Origin of the sequence: Paenibacillus sp. Soil787 (genome assembly GCF_001429545.1) — a bacterium.
Lineage (GTDB): Bacteria > Bacillota > Bacilli > Paenibacillales > NBRC-103111 > Paenibacillus_E.
This window is the reverse complement of sequence record NZ_LMSP01000045.1, coordinates 264,268-285,771: the sequence shown is the minus strand read 5'-3', so window position 1 is coordinate 285,771 and position 21,504 is coordinate 264,268. Positions and strand designations below refer to the sequence as shown.

Annotated in this window: 18 protein-coding genes; 11 read left to right on the top strand and 7 right to left on the bottom strand. The window is 46.0% G+C overall.

Translation table 11 applies throughout. The features are described from left to right. The first annotated feature begins 341 nt into the window (after window positions 1–341). Window positions 342–833, top strand: a complete 492-nt coding sequence (locus tag ASG93_RS30105) for a cysteine dioxygenase (RefSeq protein ID WP_056838192.1) — start codon at window positions 342–344, stop codon at window positions 831–833. Between the two features lie 51 nt (window positions 834–884). On the opposite strand, the gene ASG93_RS30100 is transcribed toward ASG93_RS30105, so the two are convergent. The 3 genes from ASG93_RS30100 to ASG93_RS30090 all read right to left on the bottom strand — a co-directional run bounded on the left by ASG93_RS30100 (window position 885) and on the right by ASG93_RS30090 (window position 4,043). After that, window positions 885–2,267 (bottom strand): glycine--tRNA ligase, encoded by a 1,383-nt coding sequence (locus ASG93_RS30100; protein WP_056838190.1) that lies wholly within the window; start codon window positions 2,265–2,267, stop codon window positions 885–887. 368 nt (window positions 2,268–2,635) lie between these two features. Beyond that, on the bottom strand, window positions 2,636–3,436 hold the full coding sequence (locus ASG93_RS30095; protein ID WP_056838188.1) for a carbon-nitrogen family hydrolase: 801 nt from the start codon (window positions 3,434–3,436) through the stop codon (window positions 2,636–2,638). A gap of 79 nt (window positions 3,437–3,515) precedes the next feature. Continuing rightward, window positions 3,516–4,043, bottom strand: a complete 528-nt coding sequence (locus ASG93_RS30090) for a DUF1572 family protein (protein ID WP_056838186.1) — start codon at window positions 4,041–4,043, stop codon at window positions 3,516–3,518. A gap of 153 nt (window positions 4,044–4,196) precedes the next feature. Between ASG93_RS30090 and ASG93_RS30085 the strand changes: the two genes are divergently transcribed. The 10 genes from ASG93_RS30085 (at window position 4,197) to ASG93_RS30035 (ending at window position 16,389) form a co-directional block, all read left to right on the top strand. Further along, complete coding sequence (locus tag ASG93_RS30085; protein WP_321166713.1) at window positions 4,197–5,399, top strand: pyridoxal phosphate-dependent aminotransferase; 1,203 nt, start codon at window positions 4,197–4,199, stop codon at window positions 5,397–5,399. A gap of 427 nt (window positions 5,400–5,826) precedes the next feature. Further along, window positions 5,827–6,927 (top strand): glutamate 5-kinase, encoded by a 1,101-nt coding sequence (proB, locus tag ASG93_RS30080; protein WP_056838184.1) that lies wholly within the window; start codon window positions 5,827–5,829, stop codon window positions 6,925–6,927. A gap of 25 nt (window positions 6,928–6,952) precedes the next feature. After that, the gene (locus ASG93_RS30075) at window positions 6,953–8,680 is read left to right on the top strand and encodes a proline--tRNA ligase (RefSeq protein WP_056838183.1); all 1,728 of its coding nucleotides are present in this window, start codon (window positions 6,953–6,955) and stop codon (window positions 8,678–8,680) included. Next, the gene (locus ASG93_RS30070) at window positions 8,673–9,920 is read left to right on the top strand and encodes a glutamate-5-semialdehyde dehydrogenase (protein ID WP_056838181.1); all 1,248 of its coding nucleotides are present in this window, start codon (window positions 8,673–8,675) and stop codon (window positions 9,918–9,920) included. The genes ASG93_RS30075 and ASG93_RS30070 overlap by 8 nt, the downstream gene beginning before the upstream one ends. 28 nt (window positions 9,921–9,948) lie before the next feature. After that, window positions 9,949–10,818, top strand: a complete 870-nt coding sequence (proC, locus tag ASG93_RS30065) for a pyrroline-5-carboxylate reductase (RefSeq protein WP_056838178.1) — start codon at window positions 9,949–9,951, stop codon at window positions 10,816–10,818. A gap of 43 nt (window positions 10,819–10,861) precedes the next feature. Further along, window positions 10,862–12,130 carry a 2,3-diketo-5-methylthiopentyl-1-phosphate enolase gene (locus tag ASG93_RS30060; RefSeq protein WP_056838176.1) on the top strand — a complete coding sequence of 423 codons (1,269 nt, stop codon included), beginning with the start codon at window positions 10,862–10,864 and terminating at the stop codon, window positions 12,128–12,130. Beyond that, a complete protein-coding gene (locus ASG93_RS30055; RefSeq protein WP_056838174.1) occupies window positions 12,127–12,789 on the top strand; it encodes a 2-hydroxy-3-keto-5-methylthiopentenyl-1-phosphate phosphatase in 663 nt (220 codons plus the stop codon). The genes ASG93_RS30060 and ASG93_RS30055 overlap by 4 nt, the downstream gene beginning before the upstream one ends. Then, window positions 12,786–13,427 (top strand): methylthioribulose 1-phosphate dehydratase, encoded by a 642-nt coding sequence (mtnB, locus tag ASG93_RS30050; protein ID WP_056838172.1) that lies wholly within the window; start codon window positions 12,786–12,788, stop codon window positions 13,425–13,427. The genes ASG93_RS30055 and mtnB overlap by 4 nt, the downstream gene beginning before the upstream one ends. Window positions 13,428–13,566: 139 nt before the next feature. Continuing rightward, window positions 13,567–15,261: a methyl-accepting chemotaxis protein gene (locus ASG93_RS30045; protein ID WP_056838170.1), complete on the top strand. Its 1,695-nt coding sequence runs from the start codon at window positions 13,567–13,569 to the stop codon at window positions 15,259–15,261. Between the two features lie 618 nt (window positions 15,262–15,879). Further along, a complete protein-coding gene (locus ASG93_RS30035) occupies window positions 15,880–16,389 on the top strand; it encodes a hypothetical protein (protein ID WP_056838167.1) in 510 nt (169 codons plus the stop codon). A gap of 420 nt (window positions 16,390–16,809) precedes the next feature. Here the strand turns inward: ASG93_RS30035 and ASG93_RS30030 are convergent, their stop codons facing one another. The 4 genes from ASG93_RS30030 to ASG93_RS30015 form a co-directional block, all read right to left on the bottom strand. Then, window positions 16,810–17,490, bottom strand: coding sequence for a DnaD domain-containing protein (locus tag ASG93_RS30030; RefSeq protein WP_056838165.1), 681 nt, complete (start codon window positions 17,488–17,490; stop codon window positions 16,810–16,812). A 35-nt stretch (window positions 17,491–17,525) separates the two neighbouring features. Then, a complete protein-coding gene (gene asnS, locus ASG93_RS30025) occupies window positions 17,526–18,815 on the bottom strand; it encodes an asparagine--tRNA ligase (RefSeq protein ID WP_056838163.1) in 1,290 nt (429 codons plus the stop codon). 146 nt (window positions 18,816–18,961) lie between these two features. Further along, window positions 18,962–20,170: an acetate/propionate family kinase gene (locus tag ASG93_RS30020; RefSeq protein ID WP_056838161.1), complete on the bottom strand. Its 1,209-nt coding sequence runs from the start codon at window positions 20,168–20,170 to the stop codon at window positions 18,962–18,964. Then, the gene (locus tag ASG93_RS30015) at window positions 20,167–21,039 is read right to left on the bottom strand and encodes a 3-hydroxyacyl-CoA dehydrogenase family protein (RefSeq protein WP_056838159.1); all 873 of its coding nucleotides are present in this window, start codon (window positions 21,037–21,039) and stop codon (window positions 20,167–20,169) included. The genes ASG93_RS30020 and ASG93_RS30015 overlap by 4 nt, the downstream gene beginning before the upstream one ends. Window positions 21,040–21,504 lie beyond the last annotated feature (465 nt).

The window sequence follows — 21,504 nt, the reverse complement described above, 5'->3', positions numbered from 1 at the left end:
GCCTGTAAAGAAGAACGCTTGACAGGCTCACTTTGGTGATGCCGAAATAAGGAACTCCGTGCTAGGAGTTGCAGGTTTCGTTCATATCAGCGCACTCAGGTTCCGCTAAATCAAGGTTCATCCCACCACACCACTCAATTTTGACATAAAAACCTCTTCTAGAAATCGCACCAGAGTAGGAAAAAATCCCAGTCCACAGACTGATTACTTACTAAAATGAATGAATTCCACAAATCCCCCTAACCCTTTGACCTCCGAATGCATATGATATATAAATAAAACTTATCCAATCCCCAATAATAAATGATAAAAAGATAGCATTAGCCTAGGAGGCGGAAACCATGACATTATTAAGAGCAATTGAGCAGACATTCTGTAAATTGCAAGAACCCTCATTAGAACAGCTGAAAGAAGCCCTACAATCCTTAAACAACTTACTCCATGAGGTGCCTGTTTATAAAACAGAGCCCAAACATCTACCTTATGGTCGCAATGTCGTTTATAGCACGAAAGATCTCGAAGTTATTGTGATTCACATACCTGCTTCGGAGGCAACGGCGATTCATAACCATGGCTCGTCCATCGGCTCCGCTTGTTTAGTTGAGGGAACATTAGTCAACACCAAGTACCGTTTGGACTCAGAAGGTTATCCCGTCGCGCAAACAGACGACTACATTGGGTCAGGTGAATATTTTGAAGCTCCTTGCGAGCAAATTCATCAATTAAGCAACCCTTTCCACGAGCCTGCTGTTTCCATCCATGTGTATAGCCCGCCTCTCCAGGGAGTAACACGCTACTTGCCTTACAGCGAAATCTTGGATTATGTCATCTAAAAAAAGCCCCCTGCAATGACGTCAAACGACGTTCTCACAGGGGGCTTGGTATTAAAATTGAAGTGAATTCTCAATGAATGCTTTCAATTCGGAAATTGGCATCCGTGTTTGTTCCATAGTATCACGGTCACGTACCGTTACTTGACCATCTGTCTCGGATTCAAAGTCGTATGTGATACAGAATGGTGTACCGATTTCATCATGGCGGCGATATCTTTTACCGATAGAACCTGTATCATCATAATCCACCATGAAATGCTTCGCTAAATCTGCGAATACAGCCTGCGCGCCTTCATTCAACTTTTTGGAAAGCGGGAAAATAGCAGCTTTAATCGGTGCCAGTGCAGGATGGAAGTGTAGAACCGTACGACTATCGTCACCTTCCAGCTTTTGCTCTTCGAATGCATCAATCAAAAGCGCTAAAGTTACACGGTCTGCGCCAAGCGAAGGCTCGATACAGTAAGGAATGTAACGCTCGTTTGTTTCTGGATCAATATAGTTGAAGTCAGAACCAGAGTGTTCCATGTGCTGTTTTAAGTCAAAATCTGTACGATCCGCGATACCCCAGAGCTCGCCCCAGCCAAACGGGAATTTGTACTCGATATCCGTCGTCGCATTGCTGTAATGGGACAACTCATCCTCGTTGTGATCGCGAAGTCTAAGGTTATCTGCTTTGGCACCTAGAGACAACAACCAATTATGGCAGAAGCTTCTCCAGTACTCAAACCATTTCATGTCCTCGCCGGGCTTACAGAAAAACTCAAGCTCCATTTGTTCGAATTCACGTGTACGGAACGTAAAGTTACCTGGCGTGATTTCGTTACGGAAGCTTTTGCCGATTTGGCCGATACCAAATGGCAGCTTTTTGCGCATCGTGCGTTGAACGTTTTTGAAGTTGACGAAAATCCCTTGTGCTGTCTCAGGACGTAAGTAAACCACGTTAGTGCTTGCTTCCGTCACACCTTGGAAAGTTTTGAACATCAGGTTGAACTGACGAATGTCAGTAAAATCCTTGCTGCCGCAATCCGGACATACGATGTTGTGCTCTACGATTAGCTTCATCATATCGTCAAACGTCATGCCATCAACGATGATTTCGATATCTTTCTCAGCCAGTTTATTTTCAATCAATTTATCCGCACGGTGACGAGCTTTACAGCTTTTGCAATCGATCATTGGATCGTTGAAATTACCTACGTGACCGGATGCTACCCAAGCTTGCGGGTTCATCAGAATCGCTGCATCAAGACCCACGTTATACGGGGATTCTTGAATAAATTTTTTCCACCAAGCGCGCTTGATGTTGTTTTTCAGCTCAACTCCAAGCGGACCGTAATCCCATGTGTTAGCCAAACCGCCATACACCTCTGAACCTGGGAATACAAAACCTCTGTGCTTCGCTAATGCTACAACTTGATCCATAGTAACACTCATTGTTCTTTCGCTCCTTCAGCTTCTCGTTTATAGGTCAATGACCTTTGACGACCATTTGGATATGAGCAAACGCAAAAAAAGCTCAACATCCAAAGGCATCAAATAATGCCTAGGGACGAGAGCCTTACGCACCCGCGGTTCCACCCTAGTTGATACACCCGTAAAGCAGCGTATCCCCTTTATCGTATTGGCTCCGGATAGCCTTTTCCTTGAGCTTCAATCTGGGCTTTCACCGTCCCCAGCTCGCTGAACTTGAAGTTGTTCAAGTACTATTCATCCTTCACAGCCACAATTGATCATTCAATTGGCTTTAGTTTACAGAAAAACTGACAAAAAATCAAATAGGTGCAGATACATTTTTATTTAGACTAATACAAATGCGGACGACGGTCCTCAAAGACCGGAATTTTAGCGCGAACTCGCACGACTTCCGTCAAGTCGATGGTTGCATGCAAAATCGCTTCGCTCTCATCGCCCTCCACCAGCACTTCGCCCCAAGGATCAATAACCATCGAGTGTCCAAAGAAATTCGTCGTTCCACTAGTCCCAACACGATTACAGGAAACGACGTACATCTGATTCTCAATGGCTCTTGCCATCAGCAGTGTACGCCAGTGGTGCAAACGCGGGTGCGGCCATTCTGCAGGTACGAATAAAATTCGAGTCCCATCAAGTGCTAATTTGCGCGCGAGCTCAGGGAAACGAATGTCATAGCAGATCATCGCGCCGGCCGGAACGCCTTCAAGCTCAAATCGGCCAAGCTGGTCGCCGCTATGCAGAAACTTTTCCTCGTCCATAAGACGGAACAAGTGGATTTTGGAATACTCGGCTGTTTCCGCACCTTCGCGATCAAACGCATAAATCGTGTTCAGAACACGATCGTCTCTTTTATCTGCTATTGATCCGCCGATAATATTGACATGATAGGTCCGGGCAAAATCACTCAAAAAGGCTTTCGTCCTAACTCCGTTAGGATCAGCCAACTGCTGAATCTCCGGTAAGGCGTAGCCCGTGTTCCACATCTCAGGAAATACGATCACATCAGGCTTTTGATCTCCACTAACCGCTTGATGTAGAAGTTTCTCCAATTGAGCAAAGTTCGTATCGGGTTCACCGATCTGAATATCCATTTGAATAAGTGCAATGTGAAGTAATTGTGATTCGGGCATATGATGAAGACTCCTTCCAGCGGTCAGATTACCAATATCTCTTTATAGTAGTCTAATTTAAGTTTGAACTCAATGGAACTCATGAAGGCTTGAACGCTTTGGACTGTCCTCTTGCTATACTTAAAGTCTCCCAATGATGATTGGCCCAATGTTTACTGAGCAGGACGATTTGCCCCACATGGTAGCCGTAATGAGACACTTGGCGCTGAATGGCTTGCAGCACAGAATGTCCTTCACCTCGAATTTGAACGGTCCTAAGAACATCATCCGGGGTTAGTGCGTGCAGTGTATCAAATAGAACCTTCCAGCCTTCCTCCCACAAGGAAATAAGCTCATTCCGCGTATATTGACTACTTTCAAATTCATTATCACGCTGCCGTGTTTCCTTTTCCCCATCTGTCGTTAAGAAATCTGTCCACCGTGACAACATGTTCCCGTGCATGTGCTTAATCAACAATTCTAACGAATTCGACTCCTCATCCAACGTAAGATACAAATGAGCATCTTCCGTTTGTGCGAATGCTTTATCCGCCAGCTTCTTCATGTTTTCAAATGCACGTATGGATTCCTGCAAAAATACTTGCGCCACTAGTGTGTTGTCCGACATGGTCTTCAGCACCTTTCCTAACTAATAAATTAACTTTATGATATTGGCTGCTTGATGTAAAATCGATTATTTTCATCACTATGAAAAAAAGATTAATCATGTTACATTAAGGTTATTAATTAAAATCCCGACCTCCGGAGTGTGAATTAAAACGTGACTAAAGTATTCCCAACTACAAGTCCTTTTACAATACAGCCTGCTGAACGTATGAATGGACTTCCAACTCAATTTTTCGCAACCCTCGTGCGCAAAGCCAATGAGCAAATTGCTGCAGGTCATGACGTCATTAATCTCGGCCAAGGGAATCCAGATCGCCCTACGCCTCCGCATATTGTATCATCCATACAAGAAGCTGCTGCTAACCCGTTGTATCATAAATATCCGCCTTTCAGCGGATTTCCATTTCTGAAACAAGCTATTGCGCAGCGTTATAAGGAGGATTATAACGTAGATCTTGATCCTGAAACGGAAGTAGCGATTCTTTTTGGCGGTAAAACAGGGCTGATCGAGATCGCTCAGTGTTTGCTTAATCCTGGCGATGTATGTCTAGTTCCTGACCCTGGCTACCCGGATTATTGGTCTGGGGTTGCTCTTGCCGGCGCCGAAATGGCTTTCATGCCTTTGCGTGAAGAAAACAACTTTCTTCCAGACTACTCACAGCTCAAAGAATCCGATTTGAACCGCGCAAAGCTGATGTTCATTAATTATCCGAACAACCCAACTGGTGCAACGGCTCCCGCTTCCTTTTATGAAGAAACGGTCGAATTTGCGCACAAGAATGGCGTTGTCGTCGCAAGTGATTTCGCCTATGGAGCGATTGGCTTCGACGGTCAGAAGCCGGTCAGCTTCCTGCAGACACCAGGTGCCAAAGAAGTGGGTATCGAGTTCTATACCCTCTCCAAAACGTACAATATGGCAGGCTGGCGTGTAGGCTTTGCCCTTGGGAACCGTGAAGTTATCCGCCTTATTAACTTGATGCAGGATCATTACTACTGTTCGTTGTTCGGCGGTATCCAAGTGGCAGCAGCAACAGCTCTTACAGCCTCGCAAGATTGTGTTACTGAGCTGCGTGATGTTTATGAGAGCCGCCGTAATGCCCTTTATTCTGCTCTTTCTAGTATTGGCTGGCATGCCCGCCCTTCACAGGGATCTTTCTTCTCCTGGTTGCCGGTTCCAAAAGGACATACCTCACAGAGTCTTGCAGATTTGCTGCTCCAAGAAGCGAAGGTTGTCGTTGCACCAGGCGTTGGCTTCGGAACGCATGGAGAAGGCTATGTAAGGCTTGGACTCTTGTCCACAGAGGAAAGATTGGAAGAAGCTGTACAGCGGATCGGCAAGCTGAATCTATTTGGATAAGCAGAAAAAATAGAGACAGCTGCTTCTTTACAAACGCTTGTACTGCGTGCTATTCTAGATAGAATAAAAAAAGAAGTCCTCATAAGATGCATAGGCGAGCAGGTGACGAAGTCACCGACCAGCCAATACTTCTATATCGCAACGTTATGATGGGAATAGTAGGAACCGTTAAGCACGTAACCAGAGAGTAAGCTCCACTGACTGAGAGAGCTTGCCGTGAACCGACTCCGAACCCGCCCCTGAACAGTCAACGATGAGTTGAACAGTGCCCTGCTGTTATTTAGGGAATCTAGAGTTGGGTGCAGCCGGTATCGGTGTGCGCCAATCTAAGGTGGTACCGCGGAAGCTACAGACTTTCGTCCTTATTTGTTGAGGACGGGAGTCTTTTTTGTATCTACATACATGTAAATCAAAGGATGGGATCGATATGACTCAGCGAATCGTCGTCAAAATCGGCAGCAGCTCTTTAACTTCAGATAACGGGGGCCTCAACCCGGAAAAAATACGTTTTTTCGCGTCGGAGCTGGCGCAATTGAAGCAGGACGGCCATCAGGTCCTGTTGGTCACCTCCGGCGCAGTCGCCGCAGGCTTCACCTCCCTTGGCTACCGCTCGCGGCCCAAGGTGCTGCACGAGAAGCAGGCCGCAGCCGCTGTCGGCCAAGCGCTTCTCATGCAGGCGTACCACGAAGCATTTGCGTCCCACGGTATCAGCGTGGCACAAATTCTGCTTACTAGGTACGACTTCTCTAACCGCAAGCGCGTGCAGAACGCGCTGATGACGGTCGACGAGCTGCTGCAGCGCGGCGTCGTGCCGATCATTAACGAGAATGACACCGTCGCGGTGGATGAACTGAAATTCGGCGACAATGATACCTTGTCGGCTTTGGTAGGCAATTTGGTCAAAGCGAACAAATTGATCATCATTACGGACATGGACGGCCTGTACACGGACGATCCCCGCAAAAACGCGAACGCGCAGCGTATCGATCGTGTGGACGCCATCAGCGATGAGCTGTTCAGCTTCGCTGGAGGCTCTGGGAGCGCAGTTGGCACTGGCGGCATGCGCTCGAAGGTCGAGGCTGCCCGCATCGCGATGCGCGGGGGTGTGCCGGTGTTCATCGGGCGCGTACTCGAGCCCGGTGATTTGCCGAACGCCGTGGCCGGCAGCGGCAAGGGCACGTACTTCGACACGGCGCTGAACAACCTGCCGGTGAAGAAACAATGGGTCGGCTTCCACTCGCTGCCCCAAGGGCAAATCATCGTTGACCAAGGCGCGAAAGCGGCCCTGCTCAGCGGTGGCAAGAGCTTGCTTCCTGCCGGCATCACGGGCGCTGCAGGGGACTTCCACCCCGGCGACGTCGTCGAGGTGCTCAGCATCGAAGGCGCGCTGCTAGGACGCGGCGTTGTCAATTACGCGGCTTGGCAGGTGCAAGCCGCCGCAGGGTTATCGACCGATGAGGTCCAGAAACGTGTGGAAGTTGCCCGAATCGAAGTCATACACCGTGATGAATGGGTTCCTTTAGCCTAATGAAGAAAGTGAGGCTCTCTGGGCCATGAGACAACAACGATTGCTTAACCCGACTTTACGTGACGTTCCGGGAGATGCGGAAGCGGCAAGCCACCGACTGATGCTGCGTGCGGGATTAATACGACAGCTCTCCAGTGGTATTTACTCCTACTTACCTTTGGGACTTAAAGCCCTGCACAAGATACAACAAATTGTCCGGGAGGAAATGGATGCAGCCGGTGCTCAGGAAATGCTAATGCCCGCTCTTCACCCTTCCGAATTATGGAAAGCCTCTGGCAGATGGGATGTCTATGGCCCCGAGTTGATGCGTCTGGAAGATCGGAACGGCCGGGAATTTGCGCTTGGAGCTACTCATGAAGAAGTCATCACGACGATTGTGAAAGACGAGATTCATTCCTATAAGAAGCTGCCTGTTACGCTTTATCAGATTCAGACGAAATATCGCGATGAACGGAGACCCCGATTCGGTCTGCTCCGCGGCCGAGAGTTCCTCATGAAGGATGCCTATTCTTTCGACCGTACGGAAAGCGAGCTGGATGCTAGCTATCAAAGTATGTATAACGCTTATGTTAACATTTTCACACGATGCGGATTGCAGTTCCGAGCGGTTGAAGCCGATTCCGGCGCTATCGGCGGTACGGATACCCATGAATTCATGGCCCTGGCTGATGTCGGTGAGGATACAATCGTCCACTGCACCTCCTGCCAATATGCAGCGAATATTGAAAAAGCAATTGGAACGATACCGGAGCAACGAAAATCCGATACCATTTTACCAGCTTCGCAACCAGTGAAAATTCACACGCCGCAAGTGACAAGCATCAAGCAGCTTAGTCAATTTCTACAAATAAATGCCAATCAGATCATTAAATCTGTTGCTTTGCAAGCAGATGGGGCGCCAGTTATTGTCCTCCTGCGAGGCGATTATGAATTAAATGAGATCAAACTCAAGCAAGCCATTGGGGCTGTAGAGGTTTCCATGCTTTCCGAAGATGACATAGAGAAGTTAGGATCCATTGCCGGATTTATCGGTCCTATCGGACTCCAAAATGTGAGAATCATCGCTGATTCTTCAATCAAGGGCATGAAGGATGCTGTCTTCGGAGCCAATGAGCCCGATTTCCATCTGGTTCATGTAGAGGTCGATCGGGAACTCGGAGCCATTTCTTATCATGACGTACACAATGTCGCTCAAGGTGAATTATGTACCCATTGTGGGCACGAGCTCTCTTTTGCGAAAGGGATAGAGCTTGGCCACGTATTTAAGCTCGGCACCAAATACAGCAGTTCTCTTGGCGCAACTTTCAGCGATGAGAACGGAGTTTCCAAGCCCATCATTATGGGCTGCTATGGCATTGGCGTTTCGCGTGTGATAGCTGCGATTATCGAGCAAAACTATGATGAACGAGGCATTATATGGCCTGAGTCCATTACGCCTTTTACCATTCATCTACTGACCGTTCATGTTCAGGATGAAGTCCAAATGAAATTATCCGAAGAGATTTATACGACGTTAATTAGGGCAGGCTACTCTGTCCTATGGGATGATCGGGATGAACGTCCTGGCGTTAAGTTCAATGATTCGGATCTGCTCGGCTTCCCTTTACGAATAACTGTCGGCAAGAAAGCAAGTGATCGAGTAGTAGAATGTAAGGAACGCCGAGACGGCAGTCAATATGAACGATCTGTAGAGCATATACTTACGCATTGCCATTCCTTATTCCAAACAGGAGGTCGATCTTCCCATGAGTGAAGTCGTTCAAAAATCTAAATTAGCCAAACAAGCTGCCCAGACGATGGGTAATCTGACAACTGAACAAAAGAATGCGGCACTCCTCCTTATGGCAGATAGCCTTGTAACGGAGCAGCAGGCGATTATCGAAGCGAACGCCAAAGATTTACAGCGAGGCAAAGAATTAGGCACAAGCGCTTCCTTGCTCGATCGTCTAGCCCTAAATGAATCCCGTATCTCAGCTATTGCTGAAGGTCTACGCCAAATAGCCGAGCTCCCTGATCCAATTGGGGATACTTTGGAAGCATTTGATCGTCCAAACGGTCTGCGTATTCGTAAACTCCGTGTTCCCCTTGGCGTGATCGGCATTATTTATGAAGCAAGACCTAATGTGACTGTTGATGCAGCAGGTTTATGTCTCAAGACTGGCAACGCAGTCGTTCTGCGTGGCGGTTCTTCCGCTTTATTTTCCAATGAGAAAATCGTTGAAGTTCTTCACGGTGCATTAAGCCGTTCAGCTATTCCCGCTGATGCACTTCAATTGATTCTAAGCGCAGACCGCAGTTCTGTAGATGAAATGTTGAAATTGAACGGTCTCATCGATGTGCTCATTCCAAGAGGCGGACATTCGCTTATTCAAAATGTTGTCAATAACGCCTCTGTTCCTGTCATTGAAACAGGTGCGGGTGTATGTCATACTTTTATAGATGAAAGTGCACAGCTCGATATGGCTGTTCGCATCGGTATCAACGCCAAAGCTCAGCGTCCTTCTGTTTGCAATAGTATGGAAACATTACTTGTGCATGAGGCTGTTGCAGAAAAGCATTTAAGTGCCATTGCAGAGGCCTTCAAAGATGCTCATGTAGCGCTCAAAGGTAACGAACGAGCTCGTGAGTTAGTGCCTAGTATGCAGGTTGCCGAAATCGATGACTGGAAGACTGAATATGGGGACTACATTCTTAACATCAAAGTTGTGAAGGATCTAGATGAAGCCCTAGCTCACATTCGTGAATACGGCACGATGCATTCCGAATGTATCGTGACGGAAGATGCGGCCAATGCCGAAAGATTCTTACAGGAAGTGGATGCAGCGGCTGTTTATCACAATGCTTCGACTCGCTTCACAGACGGTTTTGAATTCGGCTTCGGAGCGGAAATCGGCATCTCCACCCAAAAGCTTCACGCTCGCGGACCTATGGGTCTACCAGCATTAACTTCAACCAAATACCGCGTTTATGGAAGCGGACAAATACGCGAATAACGATTCAAAACTCAAGGAGGAATGTACGATGTCCACTACTTTATCCCAAACCAAAATCGCCTTTGTCGGCGCTGGTTCTATGGCGGAAGCGATCATCCGCGGACTCATTGAAACAAAAGTCGCTGATCCCCAAAATATTTATGTAATGAATCGCTCGGATCAAGACAGATTAGCTTTTCTGCAATCGGAATACGGTTTGCAGGCAACGTCAGACCCCTCAACGAAGGAAACCTTTCTTCGTGTTGCCGATGTCGTTGTACTCTGCATGAAGCCTAAGGATGTGGAGAATGCCTTCGCCGAGCTGCAGCCGCTTCTGAACGAGCAGCAGCTTCTCGTTTCGATTATTGCTGGGCTCTCCATCGCGAAAACAGAAGCTCTATTGCAAACCAATATGCCGATTGTTCGCACGATGCCGAACACGTCCAGCACCATTGGTCTAGGTGCTACAGGGATGAGCTTCTCTTCCAATGTCAATGCTACATTCAAACAAGTTGCAATCCAAATGTTTGAAGCCGTTGGTATTGTAACGATCGTGGAGGAAGAAAAATTAGAAATTCTGACTGGCGTATCCGGCAGCGGTCCTGCCTATGTCTACTATTTCATGGAAGCAATGATCAAAGCTGGCATTGATGGCGGTCTTTCCGCTGAAGATGCACATCAATTGACACTTCAAACGGTGCTTGGAGCCGCGCATATGGTTCAGCTTACGCAAGAAAATCCTGCTGAGCTTCGCCGCAAGGTCACTTCGCCAAATGGGGCAACGCAAGCTTCCATAGAAGCATTGGATCGTTTTCAGTTTAGCGAGGCTATCTCACAAGCGGTATTTCGTTCTGCGGAGCGAGCCAAAGAAATGGGCGAACAAATTGCTGCGCCAAGCCCCGTAGCGAAATCCTCCTAATTTCAAGAGGTCTAATTCTATCTAAAGCAGGTGAATGTTTACGATGAACGCCTATTGTTTAGCTACCTATCGGAGTTTCGATGAGAAAGCCGATTTTCATAAAAAAGCAACAAGCATCGCTGTCGGCCTTACGGTTGGCAGCTGGACCGAACTGCCCGAAGCGCAAAAAGCGCAAATGGAGAAGCATTTAGGAAAAGTGATTTCGGTTGAAGTTCATGAGCCTGCTCAGGGAGAACCGATTTCAAACCGCTATGCCGATATCACAATCGCCTATCCAGATGTGAACTTCAGCCAGGACATCCCTGCCTTGTTGGTCACCGTATTCGGTAAACTGTCGATGGACGGCAAAATAAAGCTAATTGACTTATCCTTCTCATCTGATTTCTTATCTGCCTTCTCCGGTCCCAAATTCGGTATGCAAGGTGTGCGAGAGCTCCTTGGAGTGCATGATCGCCCCTTATTAATGAGTATCTTTAAATCGGTAGTTGGGTATGAGCTTCCAGCTCTGCACGAACAATTTTATTTGCAAGCAGCCGGCGGTGTGGATCTCATTAAAGATGATGAGATTTTATTTGAAAATCCATTAACACCATTGGAGAAACGGATCGAAATTTGCCTGGAAGCAGCCGCACAAGCCACCAAGGAAACAGGTCAAAAGCTGCTCTATGCTGTTAATTTAACAGGACCTACCTCCAAGCTTGCAGCTCAAGCCAAGAAAGCAATCGGTGTTGGAGCTAATGCTTTACTTTTTAATGTATTAGCTTACGGATTTGATACGCTGCATGAATTAAGCTCCGATCCGGAGATCACGATTCCGATCATGGCTCATCCAGCCATGGCAGGTGCGACTTATCCATCACCTCACTATGGTATATCTGCTTCTGTGCTTCTAGGCAAGCTCATGCGTTTGGCCGGAGCAGATTTAGTGCTGTTCCCTTCCCCTTATGGCTCTGTCGTTATGCCTAGGGAAGAAAACATGGCGATTAAGCATGCGCTGCTAACAGACGATTTACGAAAAGATTACATCTATAACGCTCCTGCCGATGTACAATTGGAATTAGCTTCAAGCTTTCCTGTCCCTTCCGCAGGCATTCATCCTGGTCTTGTTCCGCTTATTCTGCGTGATTTTGGCAAGGATGTCATTGTCAATGCGGGCGGAGGCATTCATGGACATCCACTGGGTACGATTGCCGGTGGACAAGCCTTCCGTCAGGCGATCGACGCAACTATCCAAGGAATTACACTTCAAGACTACGCCCGAACACATCCAGAGTTACAATCAGCTATTGACACTTGGGGGACTCCCGAATGAGTAAGGAACGCATTATTTTTTGTGACTTTGACGGTACCATTACCGTGAACGATAACATCGTTGCCATCATGAAGCATTTCAATCCAGCTGGATGGGAAGCTATCGTAGAACGAATTTTGGACAAATCCATCTCGATACGCCAAGGTGTTGGTGAGATGTTCGCCCTCCTCCCTACTTCCCGCAAGGATGAGATTGTCGAATATGCGATCAATAACGCCGTGATTCGTGATGGATTCAAAGAATTCGTAGACTATTGCAAAGAACAGAATATCAAGCTTTTGATTACGAGCGGCGGCATTGATTTTTTTATCTATCCACTGCTGAAGCCTTTTGCAATCCCTAGAGAGCATATCTACTGCAATGCCAGCACATTTGAGGGAGACACTATTGAGATTTTGTGGCCAAACCGTTGTGACGAGCATTGTACAACAGATTGTGGCATGTGCAAAACAAGCATTATTCGCTCATATGATACGAATCGATTTGAACGAATTATCATCGGTGATAGTATAACGGATTTCGAGGGCGCTAAGCTGGTCGATACGATCTTTGCTCGCTCTCATCTCATCGATATGTGTAAGCAGCTAGACTATCCGTATCATCCATTCGATACTTTCTTTGATATTATGAAGCAATTGGAGGCTGAACCTGTAGGATGAGTATTTTACTGGAAGAGAAGCAGCGTGCATTCGCTGATTTGCGTGATATTAAAGCTAATTTAGCGGCTAGAGGATGGTTTCCGGCAACGAGCGGCAATCTGTCCGTTCGTATAGGAGGCTTCGAGCCTGACGCATTCACATTCGCTATTACATCAAGCGGTAGAGATAAATCCGTGCAAACACCTGAGGATTTTCTACTTGTAAATGAGAAAGGTCAACCGACGGAAGCTACAAGCCTGAAACCATCGGCAGAAACCTTGATTCATAGTGAAATCTACCGTTTAACGGGTGCAGGCGCCATTTTTCATGTACATACGATTTTCAATAATTTGATCTCTGAATTGTATTGGGAACGTAAAAGCATACCCGTAGACGGTGTTGAACTTATTAAAGCTTTCAATATTTGGGATGAAGAAGCTCAAATCGAAATTCCGATTTTACCAAATTATGCGGAAATCCCTCGCATCGCCGAGCTGGTGGAAGGTGCGATAGTTCCTCGAATTCCTGGTATCGTGTTACGAAAGCATGGTATTTATGCCTGGGGTGCTAATGCGTTTGAAGCTAAGCGCCATCTCGAGGCATTTGAGTTCCTTTTTGAATACGTGTACCGCTCCCATCTGCTTCATAATGGTAAATAAAGCATAACGAACACCTGAACATCCATCACCTGGATGTTCAGGTGTTTTTTTACAGAGATTTTTATTTAAAGGAGCGTGAGGCCTGCGTTTAGAATTTGTAGACTAAACCAAAAATCTACTGTAAACGGGGGCTAGAATTATGAGATTTACGGTCGGCAAAAAAATAACAGCTGGCTTTTCATTAATTATCCTTTTATCACTGGTAGGCTTTGTCAGTAATTTATGGGTGCAAAATCAAATGAGTACATCCATGAATGAAATCAGCCACAAGAAAGACGAACTTATTTTGATGCAAAGAGTAAATTACTTAATCCGCAGTGCGGATGATGACGGTGCTTGGTATCTGTTAAGCTCATCCCTTGAAGGCCAAAAGAAATTCTTCTCCCAGTATCAAAATAACGTTAAAACGGTTACTAATGAAATATCGGTTCTCAAACAATCACAGCTTAACCCAGAAGGAATAACAGCCATTAAGGAATTTGAAAATCAATGGGATAAATATCTGAAAGCAAATGAAGAAGTCTTTGCGATATTTAAGCAGGGAGAAATTCAAAAAGCGCAGTCGACTTATACGGAAGTTCCTTTTGAACCTATTATTGAATCTTTGATTTCCTATCAAAACAAATTAAATGTAGAGATTAAATATCTGGAAAATAAGATCGCAACCTTCAAGTCGTTCGTCTCCAAATTTAATATCGGTGTTATTCTTGTTACCGTTATTCTGGGTATTTTCATCGCTTTAATCATCTCTAGACGAATTGTTAAGCCACTGCTTCAGGTCAGCAAACAAGTAAAAGAAATTGCAGAAGGCGAAGCGGATTTAACGAAAGAGATTCTTGTGAGTTCAAAGGATGAAATTGGTGATTTAGCCTTATATTTTAACCAGATGCTGAGAAATCTGCGAAGTATTATGAAGCATATCGGACATTCGGCAGAACAAGTAGCTTCATCCTCCGAACAATTAAGCGCCAGTTCCCAACAAACTAGTAAAGCTACTGAGCAGATCACTTACACCATGCAGGAAGTGGCCACCGGTACCGACAAGCAGGTAGTTAGTTTGGATCAAAATGTAACTACCATCCAAGAAATTTCCAAAGGGATCCAGCAAATTGCCGAAAGTATTCAAGATGTTTCCAGTTCATCCCATCAATCTGCTGAAGCTGCAAAAGTTGGAAATGATGCCATCCTGGATGCGATTGGGCAAATGCAGACGACAAACCGATCCATTCATTCGTTATCCGATGTAGTAAAGGGCTTTCATGAGCGTTCTACAGAAATCAGCCAAATTATTTCTGTTATTACTGGCATCGCATCTCAGACAAATTTATTGGCTCTTAATGCTTCCATAGAGGCAGCACGCGCTGGGGATCATGGTCGAGGATTTGCCGTAGTTGCTAATGAGGTCAAAAAACTTGCAGAGCAGTCAGCGAATTCTGCCAGTCAAATTACCCAACTCGTACATGCCATTCAAAACGATACAAATACAATTATTCAATCCATGCACACTACTATGAACGAAGTCAATCAGGGCTCTACCAGCATGGATAAGGCAGGAGTATCGTTTGAGATTATCCAGCGTGCGATTATCGAGGTATCCGGTCAAGTTCAGGAGGTTTCAGCAGCCGTTGAACAGATCGCAGCCAGCAGTGAAGAAGTAACCGACTCCATTCGCAACGTTTCCCACATTTCGAAGCATGCGGCTGCAGAAATTCAAGTCGCCTCCTCTGCAACGGAAGAACAGTTGGCTTCCATGGAAGAGATTTCCGCTTCATCGAACTACTTGTCACAGATGGCAGAAGAATTGCAAAGCTTGGTAGGGAAATTCAAAGTGTAAAATAAAAAAACCGTTCTAACTTCCCTTATGGAAAGTTGGACGTTTTTTTTATTTTGGATTGAGCAGATAAAATCTCATAGAAACTCGGATAATGGGTAAAACTACTATTACATGTTAAATTCGTTTGCAAAGGAATATAACTACGCCTATGTTCTCAGTCATTAATACAAGTTTATTTCTACTTTTATTCATCTCTTATGTCTATGTTAAAAAAAACATGAATCTCTTCGAGGTCTTAGTCTATTGGTTTTGGGTCTCATTATTCGGGGAAGATTTTTCTGAAATTGTAGTAACAAATTTAAAGCTGATTGTGCCTTATCGCACTTACCAAATATTTTGGGATACTATGTTTTATTATTTATTATTATTCCCTATGTCCATGATATGGTTTTTGCATTTTTATTTAAAAATGAGCCGTAAGAGGAAGCGCTTGATTCTCACTATTGTTTATACCCTTATATTAGCAAGTATGCCTGCTATTATGGAACTTGCCGGTTATGTCTATATTGTCCACTGGAAATTTTGGTGGTCTTTTGTTGTCTGGCTAACTTTTATCGTTTCTACAGTGGGACTCATGTACGTACTTCGATGGTTGAAAGGTAGGGACAAACAACCTGTATGATCTTAATTCCACCGATTACTTTTGACGCAAACGAAGGCTTTGCTACGGTCATTATGGTCGCTTTAGTCCTGCTATATGCCATGCTTCCTAAGCAAATTCCACTTCCCATCGCACTGCTCATTATGATTTTCAACTCCTATTTGGGACGAGCCGTCGATAATATCTTGTCTTCCTCATACCCTTATAATGTGTATGATATTATGGATACTCCAAACTATGATTTGTTCGATTTTCTGCTATACACGATTCCTTTTCCTCTTGTTGGCTATTTCTATGTGTATTTTTATGACAAGTATCCCATTCGTGCTCCTTTTCAGTTTATACATATCGTGGTTTGGTCAATTGCCTCTCTTGGCTTTGAAGCCCTTGCTGTTACCTTTTCGGTGTTTCAATATTATGGTTGGGAGCTTATCTACTCGTTTCCTGTCTATCTTTTAACCTTTGGTCTGAACACGATCTTATTTAGTCTGGCTAAAAAGCATTACAAAAACTGGCAGCCCCAATGAAAAATAAGCGCGGAAATCGCGCTTAATCGTGCTGCCTCGAACAAATAAGCGCGAAAAACGCGCTTATAGCGGGAGCTCCTCGAGCTGAAGCTCGTCGACACTGTCGGAACGCCCCCCGGTGCTTCTAATGGATCTAAGCAATCTGCATCGAAGCTGATATGAATCCCATCGGTTCCATGTTAGGCAATTTGCAGCGCCTTTTCAATGACCTTCACTATCCCCAACATAATGCATCGTGAAGCAAGAAATGCCCTCCATCACAATCAGCTCTCGCTCATCTGGCACATCCTATTAAAGTACCCTGTCGGACTTGTCTCTTCAGTATTCAGACCAACATGAGCGTCAAAGTAAATGACCTCCACGTTCGAGAACTGGGTTGTTAGCCCCTGTAAGCTCATAGAGATGAGGACGTTTTTCTAGTTATCTGGATTGCCTAAATCGTTGTGAATATTCCTTTGCTTGGTCCACGGTTGCTACTCGATTGCGGCTCCATTCCAGTAAGATCCGGTCAATGTAACGGAAGTGTACTTTACCTGCAAAGACAGCTTCTTTAAGAGCGGTCATAATGAGCTCTTCTTTGTACATATCCTTATCCAACCAACCGCTGATTGTTTCCAGCTCCATTGGTGTTAACGGGCGTGCAAATTCTTTTTCGAATGTTGTATAAATATTTTTGGCACTCTCGTCAGACGGAATAGATGCGCGGATCGCGCTTAACTCAGCCATCTGCTGCTCGGCCACCCGTTTAGCTAATTTTTGGTATAACGGCGTAAGATTGTATCGCTCACTGCGTATCCCCGTTATTTCTGCTGTATCCTCATCGATCGCGATGAACTGCTCATGAATTAATTTCTGCAGGCTGGCAATGACCAGATCCGGTGAAGCTGACATCCGGAATTGAATCTCATCCGTGGTTGGAAAGTCATTCTTTTCCTTTTCCAGAAATGATATCAAATGAATCAGTGTCATGACTTCAATTTCACTCAAATGAAGGGCGCGGTAATTCTTAAGAAGAAGACTTGGAACTCCGACATTCCCTTCCAGAAAGCCGGCCACAAGGACAGCTTCTATCTGCTGCTGTGTACTAGATTGTATACTCATTCGTTCCCCTTTCTACCCATGGTCGATAAAATCGGTTAAGGGTACAAACGGTATAAGAGACGAGGAAATGGAATCGTTTCGCGCACGTGATCCAAACCACAAATCCAAGCAACCGTACGTTCAAGTCCAAGCCCGAAGCCTGAATGCGGCACGGTGCCATATTTCCGAAGATCAAGGTACCATTGATAAGCTTCTTTCGACAGCTCATGCTCCTGGAAGCGCTGCTCCATTAGCTCAGGATCATCAATCCTTTGACTGCCTCCAATGATTTCTCCATACCCCTCAGGGGCAATCATATCGGCACATAGCACAACTTCCGGACGGCTTGGATCGGGCTTCATATAGAACGCTTTAATTTCCGTCGGCCAATGCGTAATGAAAACCGGTGTTTCATATTGAGCAGCAATCGCTGTTTCATGCGGAGCACCGAAATCCTCGCCCCATTCGAATTCATGACCGTTCTTTTGTAGATAGTCTACAGCTTCATCATACGTAATTCGCGGGAAGCTGCCTTGAATTTTCTCCAACTTAGTTATGTCTCTCTCTAATGTTTCCAGCTCTGGCCCACAATTTTTGAGCACGGTTTGAACGATATAAGAAACGAATTGCTCTTGTACTTCCAGGTTCTCAAGATGATCGACAAAAGCCATTTCCGGTTCAATCATCCAGAACTCGATAAGATGTCGTCGTGTTTTGGACTTCTCTGCACGGAATGTGGGACCGAAAGAGTATACACGGCCAAGTGCCATCGCGGCTGCTTCCATATAGAGCTGTCCGCTTTGTGTAAGGAAGGCATCCTCATCAAAGTATTTGGTATGAAATAAATTCGTTGTTCCTTCACATGAGGAAGGGGTTAGAATCGGCGGATCAACCAAATGGAAGCCACGCTCATTGAAAAATTGCTGGACAGCTTGAATAATTTGAGCGCGAATCACGAGCACCGCACGCTGACGTGGACTCCGGATCCACAAATGACGGTTATCCATCAAGAAATCAACGCCATGTTCCTTCGGTGTTATCGGGTATTCTTCCGTCACTTGGATGATTTCAATGCCTAGGACATCAAGCTCAAAGCCGCCTTTACTCCTCGTATCCTCTTTCACTTTTCCTGTTATGTAAAGTGAGCTTTCCTGCGTTAGCTTAGAAGCGGCTTCCCAGACGTCTTCTCCTACATCACTTTTGACTACGACACCTTGTATATATCCGGAACCGTCTCTTAGTTGTAAAAACTGAATTTTACCGCTCGAACGTTTCTTGTTTAGCCAACAGCCAATGGTAACCGACTCGCCGACATGATGTTTAACTTCGCTTATCGTACTTTTCATTCTGCTTTTGAACCTCCTTAAAGTTTTCGTAAAAAACCTACTTCGTCACGATATTCAATAAAAATCCGAAACCTCGGCTACTGAACACTTCTTTATTGTACACTATTTCTATTTCCATGAGAAAAATCTATCTAGACCATTCCAAATCAGACAGTTTGTGACTGAATGAGTCCAAATGTATCACGAGCGATCACCCACTCCTCATTCGTTGGGATCACAAGCACTTCCACATTGGAGTCTTGCTTCGTAATCCGCCGCTCCAGACCTCTCCCCGTACGATTCGCTTCTTCATCGAATTCCACACCGAGGAATGTCAGGCGTTCGCAGACCGTTTTACGAAGCAGCTCGGAATTTTCTCCGACGCCAGCTGTAAACACAATCGCATCGACGCCATTCATCGCCGCGGCGTAAGCGCCAATGTATTTGCGCAGCCGATACTCATACATTTCAAAAGCAAGCGCGGCGTTCTTATCGCCCGCCTCCATTGCTTCCACGATCTCCCGCATATCACTGGAGATCCCCGAGATCGCCTGCAGCCCGCTGTGCTTGTTCAGCATGGAGCCGATCTCGCCCAGCGTCAAATCCTCCTTGCCCATCGCATAGGGCACGATGGCCGGGTCGAGATCGCCGCTGCGCGTGCCCATCATCAGCCCTTCGAGCGGGGTCATCCCCATGCTCGTATCCACGGACTTGCCGCCCATCACGGCGGCGCAGGAAGCTCCGTTACCGATGTGACAGGTAACGAGCTTCAGCTGCTCCAGCGGGCGGCCTAGGAAGGCTGCGGCACGCTCGCTCACGTAGTTGTGCGAGGTGCCGTGAAAGCCATAGCGGCGCACCTTGTGCTTCCGGTACAGGGCCATCGGTACCGGGTATAGGTAGGCGTGCGCCGGCATCGACTGATGGAAGGCGGTGTCGAAGACGACGGCCTGCGGAACGCCGGGCATGTTCGCCTCCACCGCCGAAATGCCGAGCATATGCGCCGGATTGTGGAGCGGCGCCAAATCGAAGAGCCGCTTGATCTCCTTTTTCACCTCGTCATTTACGAGGACGGAGCTCTTGAAGGATTCGCCGCCGTGAACGACTCGGTGGCCGACGGCGTCGATTTCTGACGTGGACGCCAGCACACCGTGATCAGGGTGCACCAGCAGCTCGAGCACCTTGCGAATAGCTGTCGTATGCTCGAGAATTTCCCTAACCTCGTGAACTTCGGCTTTCCCCGTCGGTTCATGTGTCAATATCGCCGTTTCCATCCCGATTCGCTCCACCTTACCTTTGGCGAGAATGGCTTCATCTTCCATTTGGAACAGTTGATACTTAAGCGAAGAGCTCCCTGCATTTATAACGAGAATATTCACAATCGGTCACCATCCTTATCATAACGGAAAAATCCTTCTCCCGTTTTGACTCCTAGATGCCCCGCTCGTACCATTTGCTTCAATAGGAAGGACGGGCGGTACTTCATGTCTCCATAATCGCGGAACATGCCCTCAAGGGCTGCGTGTACCGAATCTAACCCGAATCGGTCACACATTTCCAGTGGACCATATTTGAAATCATAACCAATCCGCATGGCGGTATCGATATCCTCAGCGGAAGCCACTCCTTCAGACAACGTGTGCAGCGCCTCATTAATCAATGTGCAAATAAGCCTCGTTGTAATGAAGCCAGGCGACTCTGTAACCTTAATACTTTTCTTTAAAATGAGCTCGTCCACGAAACGGCGTGTCTGTTTGAAGGTTTCATCTGACGTTTTCATCGCTCGTATAATTTCGACGAGATCAATTTTCGCCACGGGATGCAAAAAATGAAGTCCAATGACCCGTTCAGGATTCGTAGTGACCGCTGCAATCTCAGTGACACTAAGCGTAGATGTATTTGTTGCTAAAATAATGGCTGGTGAACAAATTTGATTCAGTTGGAAAAATACATGCTTTTTCGCATTCAAATCTTCCGAAATCGTCTCTATAACCATATCGCATAAGGCCATGTCTTGCAGCGAGTCGGCTTTTTTGATTTTGGTTAAAATCAGCTTTTTCTCCGCTTCGGTCAATGACCACCGTTCTATCTGCTTATCCAAGCTGACCGTAATTTGTTCCATGGCGCGCTCCAGCTTATCTGCTGTTTTTTCAACGAGCAATACGTCCAAACCGCGGGCAGCGAGCATTTCGGCAATCCCCTGTCCCATCGTTCCGCCACCAATTACACCTATTGTTTTGAATTCCATGCCAAGTTTCTCCTTCTCCCAAGCTGCTTTCTTTACCTACAATCCTGCCTCAGCTCGAAAACCCACTCATATCATACAATTTTTGTTTCCCAATTTCATTAGTATACACAAAACATTCGCTAGATTATCTCAGCTTTGACACAATTCCTGCTCGTTTGGAGAGGAGAAGGTTATCTTATTACTTTAACACTTATCAGCTTAAACACTTGTAATATAGGTGTAGTTCAGCATCTGTCAAAAGCCAACTCCGACTTATCCACACATAGTTACCGTGAATAATATAATTGACATATCCTCTCCCTCTTTTCCGATCAGCTCTGAGAAGCCCCTTTACTTATCGCTCTGCACAGCCTGCTAAAGCATTCCTTGCGCGTTTATTTGTCTTGATCCAAGCAAGTGAGAGATCAATCGGTGCGGCGCAAAGTTGTATTTTGTGCAACATTAAGTAATCAGATTCTCGATATC